Genomic DNA, 25,211 nt, shown 5'->3' with positions numbered 1-25,211 from the left:
TTCACTCCTCACCGAACCGCTGTTTCACCGTCTCTCTGTCTATCTTCGACGGTCCCGAGGTCGGCATCTCGTCGACGAAGTCCAGGTGGCGCGGCCGCTTGAACCGGGCCAGTTTCCCGTCGAGGAACTCGGTCAACTCCTCCAGCGTGAGGCTCGCGTCGCCTTCGACGACGGCCTTTCCGACCTGTCCCCACTGCTCGTCGGGAACCGGGATGACGACGACTTCGTCGACTTTCGGGTGGCCGGCGATGACGTCCTCGACTTCGGCGGGATAGACGTTCTCGCCGCCGGAGACGTACATGTTCTTCTTGCGACCCTCGATGTAGACGTAGCCAGCGTCGTCCTGTCGGGCGAGGTCGCCGGTCGACACCCACCCTTGTCCGAACGTGGCTTCGGTCTCTTCCGGATTGTGCCAGTAGCGGTCCGCGGCGTGCGGTGAAGCGATTTCGAGTTCGCCGATGTCGCCCTGGTCGACGCGCTCGCCGCCGCCGTCGACGATGCGGATGTCGACGTGCATCGCCGGGACGCCGACGCTGTCGGCCTTCTCGCGGGGCCAGTCGGTCGGCATGGCGAAGTTGTTCGGCCCGCACTCGGTGAGGCCGTAGCCCTGCGAGAGGTCGACGCCGCGAGACCACCACTCCTCCATGACGGATTCGCGGCAGGGCCCGCCGCCCGATTTGGCGAACCGGAGCGTCGCAAGGTCGGCGTCGGCCCAGCCCTCGGCTTGCGTCATCATGCGCAGGACGGCCGGGACGGCCACGAGGACGCTCGCGTCGCGCTCGTCCACGATTTCCAGGACTTCCTCGGCGTCGAACTCGCGGGCGATGACGACCTCTGCCCCGATGTGGAAGAAGGGAATCGTGAGGACGTTCCAGCCGCCGGTGTGGAAGAAGGGGAACACCATCGGGGTCACGTCTTCGGGGCGCAGGCCCCACGCGGTGACCGTGTTGACCGCGTTCCAGACGATGCTCCCGTGGGTCAGAACGGTCTCCTTTGGCACGCCAGTCGACCCACCTGTGTGCAAGAAGAGGTGCGGGTCGGCCATCGACAGGTCGGGCGTCTCGACCGGCGAGTCGTCGTCGGGGAGCGCGCTCCCGAAGGAGTCGTACGCGGAGTCGCCGAGACCGAGAATCGGACCGTCGTAGGCGCAGTCTTCACGCGCACACACGTCACGCACGAGGTCGTCGAACGGGCCTTCGACGACGAGCAGTTCCGGTTCGATGTCGGTGAGCAAGGCCGCGAGTTCGGGTGCAGCGAGTCGGTGCGACAGGGGTGCGAGGACGCCGCCGGTCTTGCCCGTGGCGAAGAACAGGTCCACGAACTCGGGGCGATTTCGCGACAGGACGGCGACCCGGCCACCGGCCTCGCCGGGAGCCACGTCGGTCCCGCTCTCGACGCCGTGCTCGCGCAGCAGTCGCGCCGTGCGGTTCGCGCGCTGGTCGAGTTCCGCGTAGGTGTACGCCTCGCCCGTGGTCACGTCGCGCAGACCGACCGCGTCAGGGGAGAGGGCGGCGCGCCGTTCGATCCACTGGCCCACCCACTCGAAGGGCTGGGCGTTATCGGGCATGTGCCTCGACGTGGTCTCGAATCGCCTCGGTCACGGTGTCGGCCTCCTCGACGAAGAACAGGTGCGAGCCGTGGTCGTACAGGTCGAGGTCACTGCCCGGCAGTTTCTCGTGGAGTCGCTTCCCGTTCTCGACCGGCAGGACGCGGTCGGCGGTGCCGTGCATGATCACTGTGGGCACGTCGAGGTCTGCGAGCCACGGCGTACTGTCGAAGGCGGCGACAGCACCGGCCTGTGCCAGTCGCGCGTGGTCGGGCGCGTCCGAAGAGAGCCGCCAGTCGACGATCTCCTCGACGAGGTCTCGGTTGTCCTCCCAGAAGTCGTCGGACATCGCGGGTTGCATCTTGTAGTGCAGGGCCTCGCGTTCGTCGTAGTCTTCGGGGACCGAGAACATTCGCTGCTGGGTCGACTCGGGTGTCGGCACGGCGTCCTCGCCGCCGTGGGAGGTACAAAGCAGGGTGAGGCTCTCTGCTCGGTCGTACTCGTGGGCGTACTGCTGGGCGGTCATCCCGCCCATGCTCGCGCCGACGACGTGTGCGCGGTCGATTCCCTCCGCGTCGAGGACCGCTTCGAGGTCGCTCGCGAACGCGGCGATGCTGTACGCTTCCTCGTCGACCGGAGCCTCGGACTCGCCGGTCCCCCGGTTGTCGAACACGAGGGTTCGATAGTCGTCGAGACGGCGACGCTGGAACGACCACATCCAGCGGCCGTATCCTAATCCCTCACAGAAGGCGACTACAGGAGCGTCGTCTGGTCCGTCGACCTCGTAGTCGATTCGGACCTGGTCGTTGTGTACGTGTGGCATACAACCTTCCACGCCAGACGTGGTAGAAAAGTACCCGTTTCACATGTTAACCTCGCTCGCTCGTTCGCGCTGTTTCGACCTGTAGCTGGCAACTAAATTCGGTCCTAGCGGTGTTACGTTGGTGATAAAACGCCACAACGATTGGAACTCCGCGGTATGTTAACCAATACCTTAATAAGCACTACTCCAAGTGAGAAGCACATGCCAGTAGCTACGGTGGGCGACACAGCGAATGCACGAAAGGCAGTAACGACGGACGATATCGAAGCCTACGCCGACCTCGTCGGCGACCACAACCCGATTCACGTCGACGACGACTACGCGGAAGAGACGATGTTCGACGGGCGCATCGCACACGGGATGCTCTCTGCCGGCGTCGTCAGCGCGGCCCTCGCGGACCTCCCCGGCGACGTCATTTACCTCTCGCAGGACCTCCACTTCCAGGCCCCGGTCGAACCCGGTGTGACAGTCGAGGCGGCAGTCGAGGTCGTCGAACAGGTCGGCGACGACCGACTTCGCGTCCAGACGACGGTCGACGCCGACGAGACGACCGTCCTCTCCGGCGAAGCCGTCGTCATGTCCCTCCCGCACGAATCTGACGACGCAGCCACAATCGAAGCCGACGCCGAGGCAGACACGGAAGTCGGCGCAGACTGAGTAAGCCACAGACAGCCACAACTGGCTCTTTCTTGCGGGATGCTCGACGACTGTCCAGTGCCAGCCATCGCGGTGAGTCCGACCAACCGTTCTGGCGCGCGCTGCTGAGCATGGCTGAACGCAGTGAAGCCTGCGAAGTATAGTCGTGCGAGGGATGACGAACGAGCGGTGCGAGGCGACAAAGTCGCCTCGACGCGAACGGGGAGTGAAACGACCCGTGAGCGAAGCGAGTGAGGAGTCGGTTGGGGAGGATGTGGCTGCGGTCATGCACACCAGCATTCGTGCTGTGCTTCTCAGCGACGACGGCAACCGCGTCAAAAGCGACAACAGACTCGACGACACCGCCACGAACCAGCCGACGCTGCAGTTACCCGACCGCGTCAGCAACACCCACAACCCACAGCGACCGTCGTGTTTATCAGAGCGCGACCGGAACGTCACGTCGATGGACCGTCTCCACGCCCGGTATCCGTTCTTCGCGGCCGCTCGGGAGGCCGTCGACGCCGCGGACGTCGACCTCGGCGAACTGGTCGCCCGGGACGACGACCCGGCGGTCGACCGCGCCGTCGAGCGGGTGACAACCGCCCTGACGGAACACACGACTGGCGAGATGCGACGCGACCCACGGACCGAACTCCTCTCGTATCCGGTGGCGCGCGTCATCGTCTCGCTCGTCGACGACCACGTGGTGACACGAACGTACGCATTGGCCGAGGCCGCGACCGCCCACGAGCGCGTCGTCGCAGACCTCGACACCTCGACACAGCTCAAATCGACCAGTGGGAGTTCGCTGACGGTCGACCGACTCCTCGACGAGTTCGACCTCGCCGACTCGGTCACGTCGACCGACGAGGGCTACCAGGTCGCCGTCGGGCCGTATCTCCGACTCACCGGTGACCGCGACGACGACGCGTGGCGACTCCCCCGGCGGAGTCTGGTCGACGGGATGGTGCCGGTCACTCGGACCGAACTGCTCACCCTGTTGCGCGGAGCCATCGAGGAGCGCGTCGCTGCGGGCCTCCCGTTCGACGTGCCGGAGCCCATCGGGGCACACCTCGACGACGAAGTCGGCCAGATTGAGGACGTGCTCTCGGACCCCGCACTGCCGACACAGTTCGGCGCGGTGCAACCCGACCTGTTCCCGCCCTGTGTGGCTGCCTTACTCGACCGGGCGCGCGACGGCGAGGACCTGCCAGCGCACTCGTGGTTCACGCTCACCGCGTTCTGTGCGACCGTCGGGCTGTCGGCGGAGGAACTCGTCGCCATCGTCTCGGCGGACGACGAACTCGCAGAGCGCATCCGCTACCAGATGGGGAAACTCGCCAGCGAAAAGGACGGTATCGAGTATCCGCCGGCGTCGTGTGCGACGATACAGACACAGGGTGACTGTGTGAATCAGGACGAGGTCTGCGCGGAAATCTCGCATCCGCTAGCGTACTACAAGACGCGGGTCGACGCGAGCAGCGACTGACCAGAAGAGCCGTCTTTTCTACGTGTTACTGGCCGAGCCAGTACTTGCGGGTGTAGCCGATGACGGAGAGCATGACCACGAACCCGGCGATGGCCATCGCGAGTGCCTGCCCGCCCTCGTTCGTGAGCACGCCCTGTTCGTCGCCGTAGGTCATCCCGATGTAGACCATGACCGCGAGGATGGCCATGACGGCCCCGCTGGAGACGACGATTTCTTTGAGTGTTGCCGAGTCCATGTCGTTACGACGCGCTTTCCGCGCACGAGGCAAAAGCGTGTCGCAACGGCGTGGAAAAAGGGTCTACTCGACCGTGAGCGTCACGGGGTCGAACTGCAAGAAGGCGGTCTCGTACCCCTCGTGACGGGCGACCTGCGGCGGGGTCGTGACTTCGAGCGTCACCTCGTCGCCGGATTCGAGCGAGTCGAGCGTCGCGCCGTAGTGGTGGTGGAGTTCGGGGTCGAACGTGGACTGCAGCTGGTCGTCGAACACCGTCTCGCCGTCGCGAGTCACCGTCGCCCGTACACCCATGAGGGGGATTACCATCCGGTTGTACGGCGTACGCGCGGAGACGGCGAGATGCGTGCCGTCGCCGAACCGGTCGGCCTCGACGGCTTGCGTCGCCAGCACCGCGTCGCCAGTCTTCGGTGCGCCGAGCGCGGTTCCCGGCAGTTCGGACGGCGGCGGCGCGACACCGGAGGGCATCTTCATGTCCATCGGTGGGACCGCTTTCTGGCTCCCGGCCTCGTCGTCCGTCAACTCGAACATGATGTTCTGCTTCTCGGCCTCGCTGTAGCTGAACTTGAGCGTCGCCGACGCTCCTTCCTCGAACTTGCCCCCGTACTCGCCGGTCGTCCGGACGCCGGAGAGACCGCTGATGGAGGCTTTCACCTGGTACGTCGCCGTCCCGTCGAGCGGGAAGTTCGCGCCGTAGTGAAAGCCCATCGGCTGCGAGAGCATCGGGTAGATGGTCTCTTCAGTCACGAGTTCGCCGTCTTTCGTCACCTCGATACTGACACCGGCGTCGGGGAGGACCACTTTCGACTGCTTGTCCCAGACGGCGACCATGACGTGTGCCGCGTCCTGCGAGCGAATCTTCTGGATGTCGGTGCTGGTCCCGTCCACGGTCCAGAAACGGTGCGGGTAGCTGTACATCAGCCCGATACCGTAGTCACCGGTCATCGTCATGTCCGACATCTTCATTCCCTCGATGTGGGTCGGGAAGTACACCGCGTCGGGGCGGTCAGAGAGAACGGGCGGGATGCCTGCTGTCTGTGTCTCTAACAGGCCCATACAGCCAGCAAGCCCGGCAGCCGTGGCACTGGCGCCGGCCGCGAGGAACGAACGTCTGTTCATACTGTAGGATGGGTGACTCCCTCAAAAACGGTTTCTGGTTTATCGGTCGAAACCGAGTAGTTCAGCCGTCGAAACAGTCGTTCGATGTGTCGGTCTGTGTCGGGGGCGGTGTGACGGACTCACTCGCCTGTCGGCGACGGCAGCGCCCGCTTCCCACGTGGCGGCAGCAGGAAGTTCCCGCGGCGCTTGACGAACGTGTATTCGAGGATACCGTTGTTCACTCGGGTCCGAATCGTCGGGTGTTCCGTGTGCTCGGTCCCGTTCATCGCTTCGCGCGTCTTCACGAAGTCCGAAATCTCGCGGTGGAGCGCGAGGAAGTGCAGGCCGGCCTCGCCCATGTCCGTCGAGTCGAAGTCGCGTCGGAGGATGATGGGCCGGTCGTTCTCGCGGGCCTTGGCCGTCTTCTGGGTGTGCCCGATACGGCCGTACTCGCGGGCGTCCTCGTCGATGCTCTCGACGCAGCCTTCCTCGGTGACGCCGGAGGAGTTCCCGAGGTTGTCGCCGACGCCTTCGACCTTGCCCGAGTTCGCGTGGGCCGGACAGAACATCTCGGCGACGCGGTCCTCGCGGTCCTGTTCGACGTACCAGTCGTCCAGGCGCAGGCGGATGCGCGAGACGTGCTGGGTCGTCCCCTCGGCGAACGGGCCGGACTGGATGGTGACGCGGTCCTCGGTGGCCTGATTCTTCTCGAAGCCGGATTTGAACCCCATGTACAGTGGTGAGTCCTCGTCGATGTCGGCCTCTTCCGGGATGCCCTTCACGTCCTGGTTCTCCGCCGGAAGTCCTGCGCCGACGAAACCGGTCCGGCGGCCGGGGAACTCGCTCGGGAACTCGAACACGTCCGCGAGCGTCGCGTCCATCGACACGCCGTTCGCCTCCTCGCGGGTGCCCTTCAGTGCTTCCTCGGCTTCGAGGACGACGGAACCGTGGTCGCTGGCGAGGTGGACGACGGCGTCGTTCGTGTCGAACGTCGGTTCCTCGAACGGCGAGAGCGCTTCCGGGGCGGGCAGGTCGACCGAATCGGGCAACTCGCCGTCGAAGCGGTCGAAGTACGCCGGAGAGTACCCCACGGTGAAGAGCAGTCCCTCGTTCGAGTACTCGTAGGCGCGTTCGAGCGACTGGAAGGCAGTTTCGACCGTCTCGCGTTCGTCGGCGGTCGGCGTGCCCTCGCCCGCGTAGTCGAGATAGAGGAGGACGTGATGGCGGGCGTTGACGACGTTCCCGTGGTCGTCTTTCGAGAGGAACTGGTTCCAGGCGTGCTGGCGGGCGGGCAGACTCGCGGGGTCGTCGCGGCCCGTCGGAATCGTCGCCTCGTCGCCGCCACGGTCCAGACAGGCGGCGAGGGCCGCTGTTCCACCGATAGCGACGGCCGACTTGACGAACTCGCGGCGCGGGATGCCGCGGCTGTCGCGTGGCTTCATTGGATTGCGGTAAGAACTACCCTGCAAAAAGCAGCGTGGTGCATGCGTCGAAAGGGTGAACCACGACACGGCGCGGTCGAACCTACTGCGCGAGCAGGTCGTCGACCAACCGAGTGAACCGGTCGACGAGTCGGTCGGGTAGCGTCGGCGTCACGTCGGCCAGCAGGTCGGCGGTCCGGTTTGGGTCTGCGAGCACGAGCGTGACACGATTGCGCGCATCGCGCTCCTTCTCGACCAGTCCAGCCGCCCGAAGGTTGTCGACGTGGTGTTCGAGCGTCGAGCGGGCGACGCCGACCGCGTCGGCGAGTTCGCCGGGTCGTGCTTCTTCCTCCTCGATGAGCGTCGCCAGTACGTCACGCGACGTTTCACGGCGAACGAGCGCGATTGCGGAGCGCTCGAACTCGTCGTAGCCGGGTGGGAAGTAGTGTGTTCGGCCGAACAGCTCGTCACGAACGACGGATTCGTCGGCGACGAGGTCGCGGACGTGATACTGGACGTGCCCGGCCGCGAACGGGAGCGACCGGACGAGTTCGTTGAAGTGGACGCCGGGCTGTTCGTCGATTGCGTGCTCGATTCGGTGTCGTGGCTCAGTCATGGCGGTCGACCCCCTGTGCCTGTCGGACGTCGCGGGCGTACCATACCGCCCCGACGACGAGTGCGGCCATCACCACGTCGAGGCCGTGCTCGACGAGGTGGTGTGCGGTCGGCTCGACCGCACCGAGCATCGTAACCCACGCGACGGCGGAGCGCGCCGCGATGGTCCCGAGCGCGAGCGCGATGAGCATGTACGGGCGTGACCGGCGGCGCAAGTAGGCTGCCAGCCCCAACCCGAGCAGCAGCGCCGACCCGAGCGCGGCGACCGCGAGGACGCCGAGTAACAGCGGGTCGACGGTCGCACTCGCGTGGAGCGCGAGGTCCGACGGCAGAGGGGACATCGTTCAGACATAGCGACTCGAAACACCTGAACCGTTCGATTGGCCGCTGGGCTCCAGAGACTCTTCACTCGACTCGAAACGGTCCACACAGTGGCAGATGGGCGTATCTGGTGCGGATAAACGGGTGAAAGACTTACGACTGCTGGGCCCATATTTCTACTCGAAGCTGGAGCGGCGGCTACGTCGCTGCTCTGGCGGTGAAACACATGGCGCACACCAGAAACACACCCGCGTCACAGAAGACGACACTATCCGTGCCGACCAATGCACACCTCGACGAGCGGTCGCGCCGGGCACGCGAAGAACCGATGGCGGTCCACGCCTTCGGGACGACGCTGTACGAGGTCGAGACCGAAACCGGTCACACGTATCTCGTCGACGTGGCGACCCGTCGCTGTACCTGTCCCGACCACGCGTTCCGTGACGAACGCTGTAAGCACCTCCGGCGCGTCGCTATCGAGATTACCGAAGGAAGCGTCCCGCCGCCGGGCCACCGAGCCGTGACCTGTGCGGTCTGTGCGGACGGCCTGTTCGTCCCGGTCGACGCACTGGAGCCACACCTCTGCGAACGTCACCGGTTCGAGCGCGGTGACCTCGCCGTCGACCGAGAGACCGGCGGGACCGTCCTCGTCCTCGGCGTCTCGCCCCGCCACGCCGACGAAGTACGAATCCCAGCCCACGACTGTACGGTCGCCGAGTACGCGACCAACCGGGGGTATCCGGCCGACGACCCCGTCGTCAGCGCGGTGTTCCCGACCGTTGACGTCGAGCGCGGCGGCGTGAAACCGGACTCGTTGCGGGTCTACACGTTCCCAGTCTCCCGGTTGACCCGAGCGGAGAACTAACGTCTCGTCGTGGGCCCAGCGTCGGCCCGGCTCTCTCACTGCATCCGATGCTTTATGCCAGAAACAGCGGCCAAACGAGTCGTGTCCTGACGACTCACTGGCTGCCGCCTCGCGGGTGTGCGGTGCAACGGGAGCCAGAAACGCGCACCGCCTGTTCGCCATTTTTCAGCGATAGTCAGTGCTGACGCCGTTCGGTTCAACAGTCGCTTAGGCCTCGAAGTCGTCGAGACTTCGTTTCTTCGACCCGCCGACGAACTCCTCGAAGTCGGTGCCCGACTCCAGTGCCGTCTCTTTCTTGACCCGGTAGTTGCCACCGTCGGTCACGTAGAGGTCCGCCGGGTGGAAGAAGTACCAGTCCTCGCGGTCGAAGCGCGCGGCGATACGCGCCTTCGCACCGAAGTTCTGTGCGAAAAAGAGCAGTGCTTCGACTTCCTCGCCGTCGAGATAGATGGGTCGGCCAGCGGAGGCTTTCGCCTCGATCGCGTAGAACACGTCGCCGTTGCCAGCCAGCACGTCGGGCAACTCTCGCTCCGTCGCGCTCCCACTCGCCGGGGCGCGCATGACGGCGAAGCCAGCCTCGTCGAGTCTGTTGACGAGCTCTCGCTCCCGTCGGTCGCCCTTCCGGTTCGAACTCATGCACCCATCTCGGAGACGGCGGTTCTTAAGTCGGACGACCGCAGTCGCCCGAAATAGGCTCGCCGTTTTTCGTCGTCGCTGCCGTTCTCTGACCAACGGAATGTCAGAGGATTTGCCGGGCGGGCAGTCGTACGACTCCGACGAGCAGAAACCGTCGACGACCATCCTCGCCGAACAGATCGAAGAGGGCATGAACCAGTTGCAACGCTCGGTCGACGGCCTGTTCCTCTCCGGTCTCTCGGCCGGCCTCGACATCGGATTCGGCCCGCTGCTCATGGTCGTCTTGCTCACGCTCGTCGGCGACACCTGGGGCGAGCCAGCAACGAAGCTCCTACTGGCGAACGCCTACACCGTCGGTTTCGTCTTCGTCGTCCTCGGTCGCTCGGAGTTGTTCACAGAACACACGACACTCGCGGTCCTCCCCGTCATCGACCGCCGGGCTGGCCTCTCAGACCTCGGCCGACTCTGGGGTGTCGTCTACGCCGCGAACGTCGTCGGTGGCGCGTTGTTCGCTGGCCTCGCTGTCGCGGCCGCACCGGCGTTCGGCATCGCGGAACTCGCTGCGTTCACCGAGATAGCGAAGCCGCTGGTCGACCACGGCTTCCTCGAACTGCTCGTCGGGGCAGTCCTCGCCGGCTGGTTGATGGGCCTGCTCTCGTGGCTCGTGACCGCCGCACAGGAGACGACCGGTCGGATGCTCGTCGTCTGGATCGTCACGGTCACCATCGGGCTGGCGCACCTCCCGCACTGCATCGCGGGTAACGTCGAAGTGCTCGCAGCCGTCTTCGCTGGCGGCGTCGAGGTGGCCCAGTACGCACGGTACATGGCTGCTGCCACCATCGGCAACGTCATCGGCGGCACGACGTTCGTGGCGCTGTTGAAGTACGGTCACACCGTTCGCGGGGCGCAGTAGGTCCGCCGACGCGACTGGAGAGAAACAGTGGGTGACGGACGAGGTCAGTCGTCGCTCGCTTCGACGGTCGCCGACTCCTCGTCGGCGTCGTCGGTCACTTCGTCTGCTGCCTGCTCGTCGACACCGTCGGACCCCTCGACCGTCTCGGTCCCGTCGTCTGCGGCCGTCGAATCGAACGCGTCGCCGGTCGTCGTCGTGCCGTCGTCGCCGCTCTGGAGGTCGATGCTGCCCGGCTGGAGGTACCACCAGCCGCCGAGTAACACGGCACCGAGGACGAACGAACTGAGTGCGAGCGAGCCCTGACTGGTCGCGGCCAGTACGAGCGAGAGCAGGATGCCGCCAGAGCCGACCGCGAGCAACAGCGACGCGCGGAGACTGTTGTCGACGCGGTCGACGATGGCCTGGTCGATGTCGTCCTGTGTCACGTACTCCCGTTCGAGTGTGTCCTCGATGGCTGCCACGTCTTCGTCGGTCGACTCACGGAGTGCGTCGGTTTCTCCTTCGAGTTCGTCGTGACTCGCTTCGAGCTGTGATTCGAGGTCACCGCGAGTCTGTTCGAGGTCTGCCGCCATGTCGTCGCGGAGGTCACCGGTCGCAGCCTCGCGTTCGCGGCGGACGGCCTCGATGTCGGAGTCGAGTCGGTCGTTCGTCTCGTCGATGGCCGTTTCGAGGTCGTCGCGCACTTCGGCTGTCGCGGCCTCGCGCTCCGACTGCAGGTCGTCGATGTCCTCGTCGAACCGTGCCTCGGCTTCGTCGAGTCGGTCGTCGAGTCGCGTTTCAGTCTCGTCGAGGCGTTCGTCGAGTGCGTCGAGGTCGTCGGCACGAGCGGCGGCCTCGTCGAGTCCCGCGAGGCCACGCTCGGTCTCGGCCAGTCCGCGGACCGTCGCGGAGCGGTGGTCGAGGTCGGCCACGTCGGCTTCGAGTGCGTCGAGGTCGTCGGCACGCGCCGCCGCCTCGTCCAATTCGTCGAGGTCCGATTCGATGCCATCGACGCGTTCGTCGGTCGCGGCGACCGATTCGAGGTCGTCGAGTCGTTCGGTGACGCGGTCGAGACGAGTCGCCTCGGCTTTCGCGTCCGAGAGCACTTCGACGGCGTCGCGGACCGTCGCGAGGGCGTCGTCTTCGGCCTTCCGCTCGTCGAGCGCTTCGAGTTCGCTACGGGTCTGTTGCAGGTCGGAGGCGTCCGCCTTCAACCCGTACACTTCGGTGATGCTCGATTCCAGTTCGTCGATGTCGCGTTCGAGTCGCTCGCGCTGTTCGTCCGCCCGGTCGCGCAGGCGGTCGAGGAACGCGGCCGTCGAATCAGAGAGTTCGAGATTGAGTTCCTTGGCGATGACGTCGCGGTCGTCCTCCGGGACGTTCTCGGCCCGGAATTCGGCCGCTAACGTCGACGCGACGCTGTCGTCGATGCCGAGTTCGCCGGCGGCCACAGCATCGGTGTCGCCGTGTTGCTCGGCCGTGTCAGCACTGGCGGGCTGCTCGTCGGTCGGGTCGTCGAGGTCGAGCGCTTCGACCGGGTCGTCGTCCGTGTCGGCCTCGGCCTCGCGCTCGTCGTCGCTGTCGAACCCAACGTCGTCGTCGAGTCCGACGTCTGCGAACGCGTCGTCGACCGCCTCGTCGTCGTCGAGGTCGAGCGTCGGGACGGCGTCTGCGTCCATCGCGGGGTCGACGGCGTCCATGCCGTCGTCGCCGTCGGCCAGTTCGTCGACGGCCGTGACCGTCACCGTCGGTCGTGTGAGAAACGTCTTCGGTTCGTCGAGTGTCGACTGTCGGATGCCGTACACCGTGGTCACGGACTCACCAGGTTCGAACCGGCGGCTGAACGAAATCCCCTGCTCACCCACGCGCCGCCAGTTGTCTGCCTCGTAGTCCTCGTGGAAACCCACGTCGTCCCGCGATAGTTCGTTCGGTGTCTCGTCGTGGAGTTCGAGAACCACCGGTTCGTCGCGCATCGATGCGACGTCGTAGTTCACGACCGGAACCGATGTCCCACGTTCTGTCACCCACTTGCGGACCCGCACGCCCTGTTCTGCGACGAGGACTGCCTCGCCGTCGGCGGGAGGCCAGTCAACGGCCTCCTCACCTGTCGTTAGTTCGGTATCCTCCGTCACGCTAAGCGTATCTCACTCTGGAACCATTTCACGGTATCGGAAATTGTCGTGAAAATAAGGTTTCCCGGGCTGCTGTGGGTAATTTTCGAGAAAATAGTGGCTAAAATACGCAGACGCCGAAGGGGTCGGACGAACGTTCGTCGTAGATAACGCTTGTGGCCATCGGGGGTGACAGCCGGTTTCGGTCGCGTCAGTGGCGTGGTCGGTTCGGAACTGCGACCGGTCTCAGGTCCCGTGTTCCCACGACCCCATGTACTCGCGCTGTTCGTCGGTCAGCGCGTCGAACTCGACGCCCTCGGCGGCGAGTTTGATTTCGGCGACGCGCTTGTCGAGGTCGTCGGGGACCTCGTGGACGCCCGGGCCGTACTCGTCGCCGTTGTCGACGAGTTCGCGGACCGCGACGGCCTGCACGCCGAAGGACTGGTCCATGACCTCGACCGGGTGGCCGAGCGCGATGGGTGCCGCGAGGTTGACGAGGCGACCCTCCGCGAGGACGTTCAGACGGCGGCCGTCGGCCATCTCGTAGGCCTCGACGCCGTCACGGGCCTCGTAGCGGTCGACTGCGAGGTCGTCGAGTGCGTCGAGGTCGATTTCGATGTCGAAGTGGCCGGCGTTCGCGAGCAGGACACCGTCTTGCATCTGCTCGAAGTGCTCCTCGCAGACGACGTCGCGGTTGCCGGTCGTCGTGATGAACACGTCGCCGACTTCGGCGGCCTCGGACATCGGCAGCACGTCGTAGCCTTCCATGTGGGCTTCGAGGGCGCGGCGCGGTTCGACTTCGGTGACGACGACGTTCGCGTTCTGGCCAGAGGCCTTCTTCGCGACGCCCTTGCCACAGTAGCCGTACCCGGCGACGACGACGGTCTTGCCGGCCCACGAGAGGTTTGTGGTCATGGCGATGGAGGCCAGTGCGGACTCGCCGGTGCCGTGGACGTTGTCGAACAGCGTCTTCATCGGCGTGTCGTTGACGGCGAAGACGGGGTACTTCAGCGCACCGTCGTCGTCCATCGCGCGCAGGCGGTGAACACCAGTGGTGGTCTCCTCACACCCACCGACGATACCGTCGATGAGTTCGGGGTAGTCCTCGTGGATGGCCGCGACCATGTCCATGCCGTCGTCGACCGTGATGGTCGGCGTGATGTCGATGACTGCCTCGATGGCCTCGTAGTACTCCTCGTCGTCGACGCCACGCTTCGCGAAGCACTGGATGTTCTCGTGGGTGTCCAGTGCGGCGGACACGTCGTCGTGTGTGGAGAGCGGGTTGCAGCCGGTGACGGCGACTTCCGCGCCACCGTCGGCGAGCAGTTCGACGAGGTTCGCCGTCTTCGCCTCGACGTGCATCGCCATGCCGATGCGCTGGCCCTCGAAGGGCTGGTCGGCCTCGTACTCCTCGCGCAGTGCTTCGAGGATGGGCATGTGCTGTCGTGCCCAGTCCATCTTGCGGCGTCCCTCGGCACTCGCCGATTCCGCATCGTCGAGTTGCTCCGTAATCGTCGGGTAGTTGCTCATGCGAGAACGCTCGGGGAGGGGCGAAAAAACCCTACCGAAGCGAGTCCGTCTTTCGGGCGTCCCGATTGCCTATTCCGAGTCACCGCGACCGCCAGAATGTGGTGTGGCAAAACCAGACGAGGCAAGGGAATCTCGCGACGACGTTCTCGCTTCCGCACCTATCCATGTAGGTCTCTCCCTTTTTATACTCGGTCGGTTAGATTGTTCCATGGCTGTCTCTCAGGAACGGCGACGGCTCCTCGGGGTGGGGAGCCTCGTTCTCATCGGGTCCTCGCTCCTGGCCGTGCAGCTCTACGATGTTTATCTCGACGTCACGAACGGGGACTCGATTTCGAGTGCTGTCTTCCAGTTCACGTTCCCGGGTCTGTTGACGCTCGTGATGATCGTCGCGGCGATATGGCTCTGGTACACCGGCTGGCCCGAAGAGCGGGTCGTCCACATCGCGAAGTGGAGCGCCAGTGCGGTCATCGCCGCGACGGTCCTCGAACTCTGGTTCATCGGGACTGAAACGCTCATTCAGGACGGGAACACTGGACAGGTCGCCATCGCGGTCACCAACACCGCCCTCATCGGCTTCGTCGCCGGTGGCGCTATCGGATTGTACAGTGCGAGACAACAGGAGGACCAGCGTCAGCTCGAAGAGAGCGAAGAACGGTATCGGTCACTCACCGAGGACGTGCTCGACAGTTCCGACGTGGGCATCTGGATTCTCGACTCCGACTTCCGCGTCGTCTGGGTGAACGAGGCGACCGAGGAGTACTTCGGCGTCGACCGAAAGGCTGTCGTCGGTCGTGACAAGCGCCAACTCGTCGACGAGCAGTTCAAAGACAGGTTCGAAGACCCCGACCGATTCGCCACGCTAGTCAAAGCGACCTACGCGAACAACACCTACGAGGAAAACTTCGAGTGTCACGTCGTCAGTGACGGGCAGGACCGCTGGCTCGAACACTGGAGCCAGCCCATCGAGTCGGGGCTGTACAGTGGCGGGCGTATCGAACACTACACGGACATCACCGAGCGAAAGGGCTCGAACCAGTTGCTCGAACGGCGCGAGCGCACCCTTCGCGAACTGCACGACGTGCTACTCGACCGCTCGACCCCGTTCAACGCACGCCTCGAAGCGCTGCTCTCACTCGGGAAGGAGATGCTCGACGTTGACCACGCGGTGTACTCGCAGGTCGCCAACGGTGAGGCCATCGTCAAGTCGGTCAAGAGCGACATCCCAGACATCGACCTCGAAGAGGGCTGGGCAATCGCCGTCGAAGAGACGTACCTCTCCCAGGTCGTCGAGTCGGGGAACCTGCAGCACGTCGAACACCTCTCCGACGAGTGGCCCGAGCTCACCGAGTCGAACTCGTACCAACAGTTTGGGTTCGAGTACTACGTCGGCGTGCCGGTGTACGTCGAAGGAGTGTTCGAAGGCGTCCTCGCGTTCTCCGACCCCGACCCGCGGCCCGAGACGGCCGAGTGGGAACTCGCACTGCTCGACATCATGGCCAACTCGCTGAGCCACGAGTTCGAGCACCTGAAACACGACCAGCGACAGGAAAAGGAGATTCAGGAGACGCGCGAACAGTTGGAGTCCATCGTCGAGGACGTCGAGGACTACGCCATCTTCCGTACCGACACGGAGGGATACGTCGAGGGATGGAACCGCGGTGCCGAGTCCATCAAGGGCTACACGGCCGACGAAATCGTCGGGAAACACATCTCGACGTTCTACCCGGAGGAAGCGCTCGAAGAGGGCCGGCCGGCGGCGCTCCTCGAACAGGCGGCGGCAGAAGGCAGGGCCATCGACGAGGGGTGGCGGCTGCGCAAAGACGGCTCTCGATTCTGGGCGAACGTCCACCTCACCGCACTCCGTGGCGACGACGGCGAACTGCGTGGCTACCTCAAGGTCACGCGGGACATGACCGAGCGTCGCCAGCACGAACAGCAGATCGAACACGAGCGCGAGCGCCTCGAGTTCATGAACCGTATCATCCGGCACAACCTGCTCAACGGGATGAACGTCGTCCACGCCCGTGCCGGCCTGCTCGAAGGGCACGTCGACCCGGACTACGAGACCCACAGAGAGACGGTCGAGAACCGGGTCGACGACATGATCGACCTCATCGAGACGATGCGGGCGTTCATGAAGGCCATCGTCGAGGGTGAGGAACACGAGCCAGAACCGGTGCCACTGGGTGAGATACTCGAAGACGAGATTATGAAGGCGAGTAACGCCTACGACGACGCCGTCTACGAGTGCGACGGTATCCCAGCGGTCGACGTGATGGCAGACGACCTGCTGCCGGAAGTGTTCGAGAACCTCCTGACCAACGCGGTTCAGCACAACGACAAGCCGAAAGCCATCATCCACGTCGACGTGCGTATCGGTGACGACGAGGCCGTCGTCCACGTCGCGGACAACGGTCCCGGTATCGAAGACGAGATACTCGATGCCGTGTTCGAGAAGGGTCGGAAAGGGTTCGACAGTCCGGGTACCGGCTTCGGCCTGTATCTCGTCCGAGAGATAATCGAGTCCTATGGCGGGCAGGTCGACGCATACAATCAGGAGGATGGCGGTGCGGTGTTCACGGTCGTGCTGCCACGACCGTAGTCGAGTCGGATCGAGAGGAGAGGAGACTCGGCTGAAACTGTTTCTGGGTCGAACGACGTGTGTATTCACCGTTCACGCGGTGGCGTCGCTCGTCGGGTTATCGTCCTGAAATAGCGAAAACTGTCGTATCGACGTGTCTCGGTCAGTCGAACGAGAGGAGGCTGACGAACGTCTCGATGGCCTTCTTTGGGCCGTTTCCGTTGTTGCCCTTCTCCTTGTCGCTACCGTGGCCGTTGTTGCCCTTGTCGCCGGGGCCGTTCGATGCGGTCTCGTTACCCCTCTGGCCCGGCACGTCTGCCGGTGGTCCCTGTGACGAGTTGTTCGTCTTGCCGGCCTGTCCCGGCGGGGTGTCGCTCGGCGGACCCGCGTGGTCCGGTGCGTTGCCCGGGTTGTGCGCGAGGACCCAGCCGGAGATGAGCCGTCCCGGGGCGGAGACGTTCGTGTCGTTCTTGACCGAGTCGATGTACGAGTGCAGCTTCTGGACGAACTCGTTCATCGCGTCTTCGCTGCTCTGGTTGGACGTGAAGTTGTCGTCCGTGGTGTTGTCGGTGAAGTTGTCGCCCGTTTCGGTCTCGTTCGTGACGTTGTCCGTCACGTTGGTCGTGGTGTTGTCGTCGGTCTCGTTCGTGGTGTTGTCGTCCGGCAGGTCGCTCAGGGAGAGCAGCCCGTCGTCGGTCGAGTAGTTGGTCTGCGTCGGGCCGGCCGCGGCGGCTGCGGGTACGACCGTCGCGAGTAGCAGGCCGAGCACTGCGAACACAGCGATGGGGGTTTTCGCTTGCATCACGGCTACTCGTCGGCGAGAGACCACGATAAACCCGTATCGACGTTCAGATGGTTCAGTCGTTCCATCCCGGTTCCGAGACGGATTTTACAGGCTGCGTTCGGTTCAAAAACGATTCTCGACGTTTATTTCGGATATCGGTACCGTCGCCGAGTCGGCGTGGCCAGTGTCCTCATATTGTTGGCGCGCGGAGGTGTCGGTATGTTGGGGGACCGAGGAGCCACGTCACCAGTCGCAGTCCTGTTGATGGTCGCGGTGGCGCTGGTGATGGTGGCAGCGACGGGTGTGTTCGTCTTCGACGCGGTTCCGGGCGTATTGCAGGACCCACCGCAAGCGTCGGTCGACGTGACGGTCGAAGCGGCCGGCGGGGACGCACAGACGCTCGTACTGGCGCATCAGGGCGGTGACGAACTCCCGGTCGACGAGGCGGTCCTCGTCGTCGACGACGGTGGAACGAGTACGCGAATTCCCCTGTCGTCGTTCAGTCGGCGCTCGGCCGACACCGACGGGCGACTGGTCGCCAGTGAGGTGCTGGGCGTCACGCACCTGCTTTCGAACCCGAGCGTCACGGTGCGCCTCGTTCACGATCCGTCGAACACGGTCATCGGGCGACAGACCCTCTCGACTGGGACCACGCCGACGGTCGCAGACTTCGAACTCGGGTCGGGAGTCCAGTCGTTCGCGACGGGGAATCAGGACCGTGCCGGTGAGTCGACAGTCGAAGACGGTGGGGCGACCGTCACGATGCGTGGCAACCAGTGGAAGTACGTCGACTACTCCTACACCGTCACGGAAGACACGATGCTCGCGTTCGACTTCCGGAGCGACAGCGAGGGCGACATCCACGGCATCGGTTTCGAGACGGACACGACCACGCAGAGTGCCAGCCGCGTCGTGCAGGTCGCCGGCATCCAGAACTGGGGCGAGAACGTCTCACAGTTCGCCAGCGCGGAGTATTACGCAGTCGGCGACGGCTGGGTCCGCTACGAGGTGCCCATCGGAGAACTGTATCGGGACAACGGGCACACTGGGTCGGCGGACTACCTGTTGTTCGTCACCGACTGTGACCCGAACGGCCCATCCGGGCCGGTGTCTGGCTGTCCGTCACAGACGGCCGGCGGCGACCCGACCGCCGGGTCACAGTTCCGGAACGTCCACGTGTACGAGAACTCGACGGCGACATACGTGGTCGCGGACGGACGTATGCCGGCGCGATTCTCCGTCGAACGGGACGACCTGTCGGTGACTAACGATGTCGTCGAGAATACCCTGATTCGCGCCGTACCGCCGGAGTCGCGACGACCGGCCAGTGAACGGTAACTCACCGTTCCTGTCCGGCCGCCCCGTCCGGTTTCACATCGTGGTTCGTGCTCCCCCCGAATCACGAACGTCGTGCCCGGAGCAGGATGCGATTCTGCCCTGTCGTGGTCCCTCCCCACGACCCGCCCGGTCTCTAGAAGAGTGAGACCTCGTCACCACCTCTCGGGTACCGGTGGCTCCTCAGTCGAGAGTACGCCCCCGAGATATATAAGTTAGATTATGAATGTTCCTGTCTCGTCTCAGGCCCGCTCGACGAGCGACGCTGCATGCTCGCGCGCCTCCTGCTTCACCGCTTCCTCGTCGAGTGTCAGGACCTCACGGTCGCGCATGAGCACCTGTCCGTCGCAGACGGTGTGGCGAACGTCGGCCGCCGCGGCGGCGTAGACGAGGTGACTCACGAGGTCGTGGGCGGGCGTCAGGTGTGCGCCGTCGAGGTCGACGACCACGAGGTCGGCAACTTCGCCGGCTTCGATGCGCCCACCGGGGAGCCCGATTGCTTCGGAGCTCCCGGCGGTGGCCATCTCGACCACGCTCGCGGCGTCGACCGCGCTGGCGTCGTCGGCCGCGAGTTTGCCGAGCATCGCCGCGTCGCGCATCTCGTCGAACATCGAGAGGTCGTTGTTCGAGGCCGCCCCGTCGGTGCCGAGGCCGACCGTCACGCCCGCGTCCAGCATGTCCTGTACCGGGGCCATGCCGGAGGCGAGTTTCATGTTCGATGCGGGGCAGTGGACGACCGCCGCGCCCGTCTCCGCGAGCAGTTCGTGCTCGGTCGCGTCCGTGTGGACGCCGTGGGCACAGAAGTCAGAGTCGTCGAGTAGCCCGTGTTCCGTGGCGTACTGAAGCGGTCGCTCGTCGTGCTCGTCGACGATGGGGTCGACCTCGTCGCGCGTCTCGTTCGCGTGGAAGTGGACCGGCACGCCCAGTTCGCGCGCCTTCGGCACGTACTCGTCGAGGTACTCGCTCCCGACCGTCGTCAGCGAGTGCGGCATGAACGCGGTTCGGACCCGACCGTCGGCCGCGCCGTCGAACTCCTCAGCCACGTCGATACTCTCCTGTGCGTCGGCGTGGGCTTCCTCGGCGTCACGGCCGATGGTGACGACACCGTGGCCGAGGCGAGCGCGCACACCGGCGCGGTCGACCGCGTCGACGACTTCCGGGACCTCGAAGTACATGTCGGCGAACGCCGTGGTGCCCGACTTGATCATCTCGACGAGGGCCAGTTCGGTGCCAGCACGAACGTCCTCGGGTTCGAGTTGGGCCTCTGCCGGCCAGATGTCCTCCTGGAGCCACGCCTCCAGCGGTTTGTCGTCGGCGTAGCCACGAAGCAGCGTCATCGCCGCGTGCGTGTGCGCGTTGACAAGCCCGGGCATGACGAGGTCGCCCTCGGCGTCGAGTTCCTCGTCGCCAGTCAGGTCGTCGCCCACCTCGACGATTTCGCCCGCGTCTGTGTCTACGAGTACGTCCGTCGCCTGCACTGTCAGGTCGGACAGCAACACCTGCCCGCCGCGTACGACCAGTTCCATGGCCGGCGATTCTGCTGCCGGTACCAAGATTCCACCGGGACGGCGCGGTCGGCAGTCGGCGGGCACGGCTCGCGGTTGTGGCTCTGGCCACGACAAGAGAACCGGTCGATTCGCCGACACGGTTTTTCGCGTGCCGTGCCTACGTTCCAGTATGGATTCGCGGGACGAACCAGCCGAGTCGGCGACCCGGAGTGAACACCCTGTCGACGGTTCGACCGCCGAGGGTCCGGCCGCTGTCGATTCCCCTACTGACGAATCCGCCACCGACCCACCGACGCTCTCGAAAGCCGGTCTCGCGCTCGGCTGGCGCGAACACCGACGGTACTTCTTCGCCTCCGTCGTCCTGTTCGCCCTCGGTACCGTCGTCGGCCTCGCCATCCACGGACAGGTCGACCTGTTCGAGGCGATGGGGTTGGACTCGTTGGGCGATGTCCTCCCCGAGAACCCGACCGCGACGTTCGTGTTCCTGAACAACGCTCGCGTGTTCTTGCTGTTCGCGCTCGCCCCAGTCACCATCGTCGGCGTCCTGCTCACCCTCGCTGGCCTGTTGTTCAACGGCCTGCTCGTCGGCTACGTCGCCGCGGCCGCCGCCGCGCAGGTCGGCGTTGGCTTCGTCCTGCTCGCACTGATACCACACGGCATCATCGAACTGCCGGCACTCTTTCTCGGGAGCGCCATCGGCTTCCGCATCGTCGCGGTGCCGGTGCTGTACCTACTCGACCGGCGCGAGCGACTCTGGACGCGGGCCGAAATCGGCCGCGTCGCACTGTTGCTGGTCGTCGGTGTTCTGGCACTGGCCGTCGCCGCGGTCATCGAGATGCACCTGACGGTGTGGCTGCTGGAGCAGTTCTTCGGTGGGGTGCAGTCTGGTGCGGCGCGATAACCGTTACGAGAGATACTCCATTCGCTTGCTAGTGGCGGGATTCGGGTGTAGTCGGCTCCCGAGGGCACCGCGACTCTCCTGCAGGTCGCCCGAGGTGGCCCGGAGGTCGATTGCGGCTTTGACGCAGTCACTCTCGACCCACTGTGCCGCCGTCTCGTCGGCGGCGCGTACAGTTCGACGGGTGTAGACCGCCCAGCCCGCCATCACCAGTACGATTACAGCGAACCCGACGTAGTAGGTTCCGACCGGCCGGATGACGGCAGACAGTACCACGACGAGGTGGACAAGCGAGATTCGTACTGCGTGTAGCCGGTGTTTGCGCTGGGCCGCTGCCAGGGCGAGCGCGCCACGTAATTCGTGGTCGTCCGCCTCGTCGAGCAGACGCTTCGAAATCGTCGCTTGTTCTCTCCCGGGGGTCCAGAGACACGAGTGTTGGAGTTCCTCGGTCGTCGCCGTCACCACGAACTTCGGCGTCGGGTAGTCGGCGGGCCAGCAGGCGGTGAGTCGTTCGCGTTCACTCGCAGTCAGGTCCAAAACCTGATTGTTCATCCTGATTAGCGGGGCCTGTCCGAGATAGAACACGGTGAACACGAGGACGAGTCCGATGTGGGCACCGACCTGAACGACCGGTTCTGAGGCCCTGAACCGAGTGAATAGGAAGATGGCGACCGTGAGAAGCACGAGCGTGACTCCAAGCTGTTGGGCAAAGCGTGCGGTGCGTACGACTACGTGTCTGTCGTCGTCGGCGAGCGTCAGCATGGCTGGTCTCGCGCCCCGGTAGACAGCAGTGACGACCAGCCAGACGCAACAGGCGACGACGGCCATCCCGACGAAGTCAACGAGCATCCGATTCGACGCGACTGCTTCGCCTACCTCGTGGGACCCAGCGAGGAGGGAACCGAAGATTGCGACGAGCCCGAACACGATCATCGCGAGCGCAGCGGTCCCCCTGAGTCTCTGCAGCCTCTCGTCGCCGGTTTGCTGGACGATTCTCGACCCGTAAAAGCGGAGCGTGCCGTACGCGACGAACGAGAGTAACACCGTCGTAGCGACGGTTTGCTGGAGCACGTCGAACACTACGTGTCAATTTGTGTGAACCACGCAAAAGCGAATGGCCTCAGTTGCTCGGTTCGGGGTGGCCTGTCCCCGTCAGTCGAGCCGTTCGAGGCGTGGTTCCAGTGCAGGGTACGGGTGTAGTTTGCTGGCGATGGTCCCGCGACTTCGTGCCGAACCGTTCAGCTCATGGCTCCGTTCGAGGAACGATTCGACCGCGTCCGTCCCAACTCGGGCACTGACTGCTTCGTCGACGGCGAAAACCGTGGTGCGAACGTGACGGAGTCCACCGATGGTGAGCACGAGGAACACCACGGAGCCGACGAGGAGTACGAGAACTGAGTCGGCACTGACTGCGACCACGCAAACGAGTAGCGCCAGACAGAGCGACCCGAGAAACCGCTCGAGCACATGTTTGTCCCGCACTTCGGTGACGAACATACAGGCCGTCGCGAGTGCGTCGTCGTCCATCGCTGCCAACGTCCGCGTCGAGACGTACACCCGTTCGCCAAACGGGGACCACCGCCCGGTGATGGACACCTGGTCGTCACGGTTCAGGACCACGAACGTCGGGACGTCTCTGTCGTCCGGCCAGCACCGCTGGAGTCTGCGTCGTTCTACATCGGTCGGTTCCCGGGTGTCGTTCGCGACCTGCACACCGAGGGTGCTGAACGTGTACAGCACGACGAGCAATGCAGTGACACCAACTGCGGCGAACACTGGGCCGGATAGGGGAACGGTCGCTGCCACAGTTGGGTCGAGTAGTAGCAGTGTGCCCCCGAGGAGCGGGAGGATGACTGCTGTCATTCTCGCGAACCGTCTGGTCAGCGCGACGCCCTCGACCGCGTCCCGCCGAATCTTCCGAATCGCTGGACTTGCTCCCCGATAGCCGGCGACTGCGACGACCCAGACCGCCACTAGCGAGAAGAACATTCCCGTAAACTCGACGAGGGTGCTGCCCGTGACCAGCGACGCCGCCACATCGTCCATGGACTCGTCGATGAAGAGGTAACACACTCCGCCGAAGCCGAACACCGTGAGTCCGAGTGCGATTTTCAGCCGTCGCAGGGCACTGTCGCTCGTCCACTGGACCGCCCGCGACCCGATGAACTGGGTGAACCCGAAGGCGAAAAAGGCGAACAGCAGGGTGACACCGGCGGCCTGCTGGAGGGCGGCAGCGTTCATACGGCGTATACCAGTCAGAATGATAAAAATAACTGGGCTTTGTCCATCGGTCGTTCAGCGTTTCTTCGCCCGAACCGGCAACACGCCGCCGGAGGGAAAGGCAATTGCCCACTGCCCGCGAATCCCCGGCAAATGCGCATCGCGGTTCCCAACAAGGGGCGGCTGCACGACCCGACCATCGACCTGCTGGAACGGGCCGGCCTCCATATCGTCGACGGGGCCGACCGGAAACTGTACGCCGACACCGTCGACCCGGACGTGTCGCTGTTGTTCGCCCGGGCCGCAGACATTCCCGAGTACGTCGCCGACGGCGCGGCTGACCTCGGCATCACCGGGTTCGACCAGATGTGCGAGGCTGCGGTCGAGGCCGAGTCGCTGCTCGACCTCGGCTTTGGGTCGTGTCGCCTCGTTCTCGCCGCGCCGGAGGAAGACGACATCGAGACGCCGTATGACTTAGAAGACGGCACCGTCGCCACGGAGTTCCCGAACGTCACGCAGAACTACTTCTCTGAACTCGATGTGGACGTGGAAATCGCCGAAGTGACTGGCGCGACGGAACTCACGCCCCACGTCGACATGGCCGACGCCATCGTCGACATCACCTCGACCGGGACGACCCTGCGGATGAATCGCCTCGAAATCGTCGACGAGGTGCTGAAGTCGTCGGTCCGACTGTTTGCCCGTCCGGACGTGGCTGGTGAGGAAAAAGTCGACCAAATCACGATGGCGCTCAACTCCGTCTTGCAAGCTGACGGGAAGCGCTACCTGATGATGAACGTGCCCGAGTCGCGATTGGACGAGGTCCGTGACGTCATCCCCGGCATGGGCGGCCCGACCGTGATGGACATCGCCGGGTCTGAGAAGGTTGCAGTACACGCCGTCGTCGACGAGACAGACATCTTCGAGACCATCAACAAGGTGAAGCAGGTCGGGGCCAGCGACGTGCTGGTGACGGAAATCGAGCGATTAGTGGAGTAATCGAGATTTTCGGTGTTCGTTGCTGGCTGGCGGGTTCGTGTGGTCGTCTTTGCTACTGCCGAGGCTCTTGGCGTCCACGGGACGTTCAGGGGTGTCGATGGGTTGGTTGTTGGTTTTAACGAGCAGTTCACGACTGCCGACGGTACATGACCGCACCGCATCCACTACCTCCCCAACCGATTCGCTCGTTTCACTCGCTCATCCCTCGCGCGATGCTGGCTCGCGGCCTGCGGCACGCTCACCAGCGCGCGCCAGAGGGGATGCTGCGATTCAGTCGCCCATCGAAAATTCCGCTAGCTTTGACGCCACCTACTTCCCGATTTGCGAGAAGAACACCTGTGCGATGCCGATAGCGCCGACGATGAGCGCCTGGGTCACCAGTCCCGGGCCGTCGGTGTCTTGCTGGACGAACAGCACGACGGCGGCGATGACGGGAGCCATCCAGATGGCGGCGAGAATCGGCTGGTCGAACTGGTAGGCGACGCCGCCGATGAGGAGTCCGAGTACGACGAGCGCCACGGCGAGGCCCAGACTGGACGGGGTGTTCGTGATGCCGATGACGAAGACGACGACCCCGGCCAGCAGGAAGGAGAGGCCGCCACGGGCGATGCTGGTCCGCTGGTCCTGTTCCATGGTTGGCAGTCGGCAGCGGGAGAAGAAAAGTGCCC

At 64.6% G+C, this 25,211-nt stretch carries 23 protein-coding genes; 8 read left to right on the top strand and 15 right to left on the bottom strand.

The features are described from left to right. Window position 1 precedes the first annotated feature (1 nt). Both ACSC1P_RS08910 and ACSC1P_RS08905 read right to left on the bottom strand, forming a co-directional pair. Entirely contained in the window at window positions 2-1,567 is a 1,566-nt protein-coding gene (locus ACSC1P_RS08910) for an AMP-binding protein (protein WP_435359793.1), read from the bottom strand. Beyond that, window positions 1,557-2,369: an alpha/beta fold hydrolase gene (locus ACSC1P_RS08905; protein ID WP_435359792.1), complete on the bottom strand. Its 813-nt coding sequence runs from the start codon at window positions 2,367-2,369 to the stop codon at window positions 1,557-1,559. The genes ACSC1P_RS08910 and ACSC1P_RS08905 overlap by 11 nt, the downstream gene beginning before the upstream one ends. A 201-nt stretch (window positions 2,370-2,570) precedes the next feature. Between ACSC1P_RS08905 and ACSC1P_RS08900 the strand changes: the two genes are divergently transcribed. Together ACSC1P_RS08900 and ACSC1P_RS08895 are read left to right on the top strand one after the other, a co-directional pair. Further along, window positions 2,571-3,026, top strand: a complete 456-nt coding sequence (locus ACSC1P_RS08900) for a MaoC family dehydratase (RefSeq protein ID WP_435359791.1) — start codon at window positions 2,571-2,573, stop codon at window positions 3,024-3,026. 217 nt (window positions 3,027-3,243) lie between these two features. Further along, window positions 3,244-4,497: a DNA primase regulatory subunit PriL gene (locus ACSC1P_RS08895; protein ID WP_435359790.1), complete on the top strand. Its 1,254-nt coding sequence runs from the start codon at window positions 3,244-3,246 to the stop codon at window positions 4,495-4,497. 25 nt (window positions 4,498-4,522) lie between these two features. Here the strand turns inward: ACSC1P_RS08895 and ACSC1P_RS08890 are convergent, their stop codons facing one another. The 5 genes from ACSC1P_RS08890 to ACSC1P_RS08870 all read right to left on the bottom strand — a co-directional run bounded on the left by ACSC1P_RS08890 (window position 4,523) and on the right by ACSC1P_RS08870 (window position 8,204). Beyond that, window positions 4,523-4,732: a DUF7472 family protein gene (locus ACSC1P_RS08890; RefSeq protein ID WP_435359789.1), complete on the bottom strand. Its 210-nt coding sequence runs from the start codon at window positions 4,730-4,732 to the stop codon at window positions 4,523-4,525. Window positions 4,733-4,795: 63 nt separating this feature from the next. After that, window positions 4,796-5,848, bottom strand: coding sequence for a DUF7350 domain-containing protein (locus tag ACSC1P_RS08885; protein ID WP_435359788.1), 1,053 nt, complete (start codon window positions 5,846-5,848; stop codon window positions 4,796-4,798). Window positions 5,849-5,967: 119 nt separating this feature from the next. After that, the gene (locus ACSC1P_RS08880; RefSeq protein WP_435359787.1) at window positions 5,968-7,269 is read right to left on the bottom strand and encodes a DUF7405 family protein; all 1,302 of its coding nucleotides are present in this window, start codon (window positions 7,267-7,269) and stop codon (window positions 5,968-5,970) included. 82 nt (window positions 7,270-7,351) lie between these two features. Further along, complete coding sequence (locus ACSC1P_RS08875) at window positions 7,352-7,864, bottom strand: winged helix-turn-helix transcriptional regulator (RefSeq protein ID WP_435359786.1); 513 nt, start codon at window positions 7,862-7,864, stop codon at window positions 7,352-7,354. Next, window positions 7,857-8,204 (bottom strand): DUF7471 family protein, encoded by a 348-nt coding sequence (locus ACSC1P_RS08870; RefSeq protein WP_435359785.1) that lies wholly within the window; start codon window positions 8,202-8,204, stop codon window positions 7,857-7,859. Before ACSC1P_RS08870 ends, ACSC1P_RS08875 begins: the two co-directional genes overlap by 8 nt. A 254-nt stretch (window positions 8,205-8,458) precedes the next feature. Between ACSC1P_RS08870 and ACSC1P_RS08865 the strand changes: the two genes are divergently transcribed. Then, window positions 8,459-9,049 (top strand): SWIM zinc finger family protein, encoded by a 591-nt coding sequence (locus ACSC1P_RS08865; RefSeq protein WP_435359784.1) that lies wholly within the window; start codon window positions 8,459-8,461, stop codon window positions 9,047-9,049. Between the two features lie 207 nt (window positions 9,050-9,256). Here ACSC1P_RS08865 and hjc read toward each other — a convergent pair whose 3' ends face one another. Then, window positions 9,257-9,685: a Holliday junction resolvase Hjc gene (gene hjc, locus ACSC1P_RS08860; protein WP_435359783.1), complete on the bottom strand. Its 429-nt coding sequence runs from the start codon at window positions 9,683-9,685 to the stop codon at window positions 9,257-9,259. A gap of 100 nt (window positions 9,686-9,785) precedes the next feature. On the opposite strand from hjc, the gene ACSC1P_RS08855 reads away from it, so the two are divergent. Further along, entirely contained in the window at window positions 9,786-10,598 is an 813-nt protein-coding gene (locus ACSC1P_RS08855; protein ID WP_435359782.1) for a formate/nitrite transporter family protein, read from the top strand. Window positions 10,599-10,642: 44 nt separating this feature from the next. Here ACSC1P_RS08855 and ACSC1P_RS08850 read toward each other — a convergent pair whose 3' ends face one another. Together ACSC1P_RS08850 and ACSC1P_RS08845 are read right to left on the bottom strand one after the other, a co-directional pair. After that, window positions 10,643-12,709: a coiled-coil domain-containing protein gene (locus ACSC1P_RS08850; protein ID WP_435359781.1), complete on the bottom strand. Its 2,067-nt coding sequence runs from the start codon at window positions 12,707-12,709 to the stop codon at window positions 10,643-10,645. A gap of 225 nt (window positions 12,710-12,934) precedes the next feature. Next, entirely contained in the window at window positions 12,935-14,218 is a 1,284-nt protein-coding gene (locus ACSC1P_RS08845) for an adenosylhomocysteinase (RefSeq protein ID WP_435359780.1), read from the bottom strand. A 208-nt stretch (window positions 14,219-14,426) separates the two neighbouring features. On the opposite strand from ACSC1P_RS08845, the gene ACSC1P_RS08840 reads away from it, so the two are divergent. Continuing rightward, on the top strand, window positions 14,427-16,820 hold the full coding sequence (locus tag ACSC1P_RS08840) for a PAS domain S-box protein (protein ID WP_435359779.1): 2,394 nt from the start codon (window positions 14,427-14,429) through the stop codon (window positions 16,818-16,820). Between the two features lie 142 nt (window positions 16,821-16,962). Here the strand turns inward: ACSC1P_RS08840 and ACSC1P_RS08835 are convergent, their stop codons facing one another. Next, window positions 16,963-17,601, bottom strand: a complete 639-nt coding sequence (locus tag ACSC1P_RS08835; RefSeq protein WP_435359778.1) for a hypothetical protein — start codon at window positions 17,599-17,601, stop codon at window positions 16,963-16,965. A 201-nt stretch (window positions 17,602-17,802) separates the two neighbouring features. On the opposite strand from ACSC1P_RS08835, the gene ACSC1P_RS08830 reads away from it, so the two are divergent. Beyond that, on the top strand, window positions 17,803-18,921 hold the full coding sequence (locus ACSC1P_RS08830) for a type IV pilin domain-containing protein (protein WP_435359777.1): 1,119 nt from the start codon (window positions 17,803-17,805) through the stop codon (window positions 18,919-18,921). Between the two features lie 239 nt (window positions 18,922-19,160). On the opposite strand, the gene ACSC1P_RS08825 is transcribed toward ACSC1P_RS08830, so the two are convergent. Beyond that, window positions 19,161-20,444, bottom strand: coding sequence for an amidohydrolase (locus ACSC1P_RS08825; protein ID WP_435359776.1), 1,284 nt, complete (start codon window positions 20,442-20,444; stop codon window positions 19,161-19,163). A 151-nt stretch (window positions 20,445-20,595) separates the two neighbouring features. On the opposite strand from ACSC1P_RS08825, the gene ACSC1P_RS08820 reads away from it, so the two are divergent. After that, complete coding sequence (locus ACSC1P_RS08820; RefSeq protein ID WP_435359775.1) at window positions 20,596-21,327, top strand: stage II sporulation protein M; 732 nt, start codon at window positions 20,596-20,598, stop codon at window positions 21,325-21,327. Window positions 21,328-21,330: 3 nt separating this feature from the next. On the opposite strand, the gene ACSC1P_RS08815 is transcribed toward ACSC1P_RS08820, so the two are convergent. Together ACSC1P_RS08815 and ACSC1P_RS08810 are read right to left on the bottom strand one after the other, a co-directional pair. Beyond that, a complete protein-coding gene (locus tag ACSC1P_RS08815) occupies window positions 21,331-22,404 on the bottom strand; it encodes a hypothetical protein (protein WP_435359774.1) in 1,074 nt (357 codons plus the stop codon). Window positions 22,405-22,476: 72 nt separating this feature from the next. Continuing rightward, window positions 22,477-23,565, bottom strand: coding sequence for a hypothetical protein (locus ACSC1P_RS08810; RefSeq protein WP_435359773.1), 1,089 nt, complete (start codon window positions 23,563-23,565; stop codon window positions 22,477-22,479). Between the two features lie 132 nt (window positions 23,566-23,697). On the opposite strand from ACSC1P_RS08810, the gene hisG reads away from it, so the two are divergent. After that, window positions 23,698-24,543 (top strand): ATP phosphoribosyltransferase, encoded by an 846-nt coding sequence (gene hisG / locus ACSC1P_RS08805; protein WP_435359772.1) that lies wholly within the window; start codon window positions 23,698-23,700, stop codon window positions 24,541-24,543. 309 nt (window positions 24,544-24,852) lie between these two features. Here hisG and ACSC1P_RS08800 read toward each other — a convergent pair whose 3' ends face one another. Next, the gene (locus ACSC1P_RS08800; protein WP_435359771.1) at window positions 24,853-25,176 is read right to left on the bottom strand and encodes a hypothetical protein; all 324 of its coding nucleotides are present in this window, start codon (window positions 25,174-25,176) and stop codon (window positions 24,853-24,855) included. Window positions 25,177-25,211 lie beyond the last annotated feature (35 nt).

Source organism: Haloarchaeobius caseinilyticus (assembly GCF_051207395.1).
In the GTDB taxonomy this organism is placed as follows: Archaea; Halobacteriota; Halobacteria; order Halobacteriales; family Natrialbaceae; genus Haloarchaeobius.
Note: the sequence above shows the minus strand (reverse complement) of the source record. Positions and strands in the feature narration are given on the sequence as shown.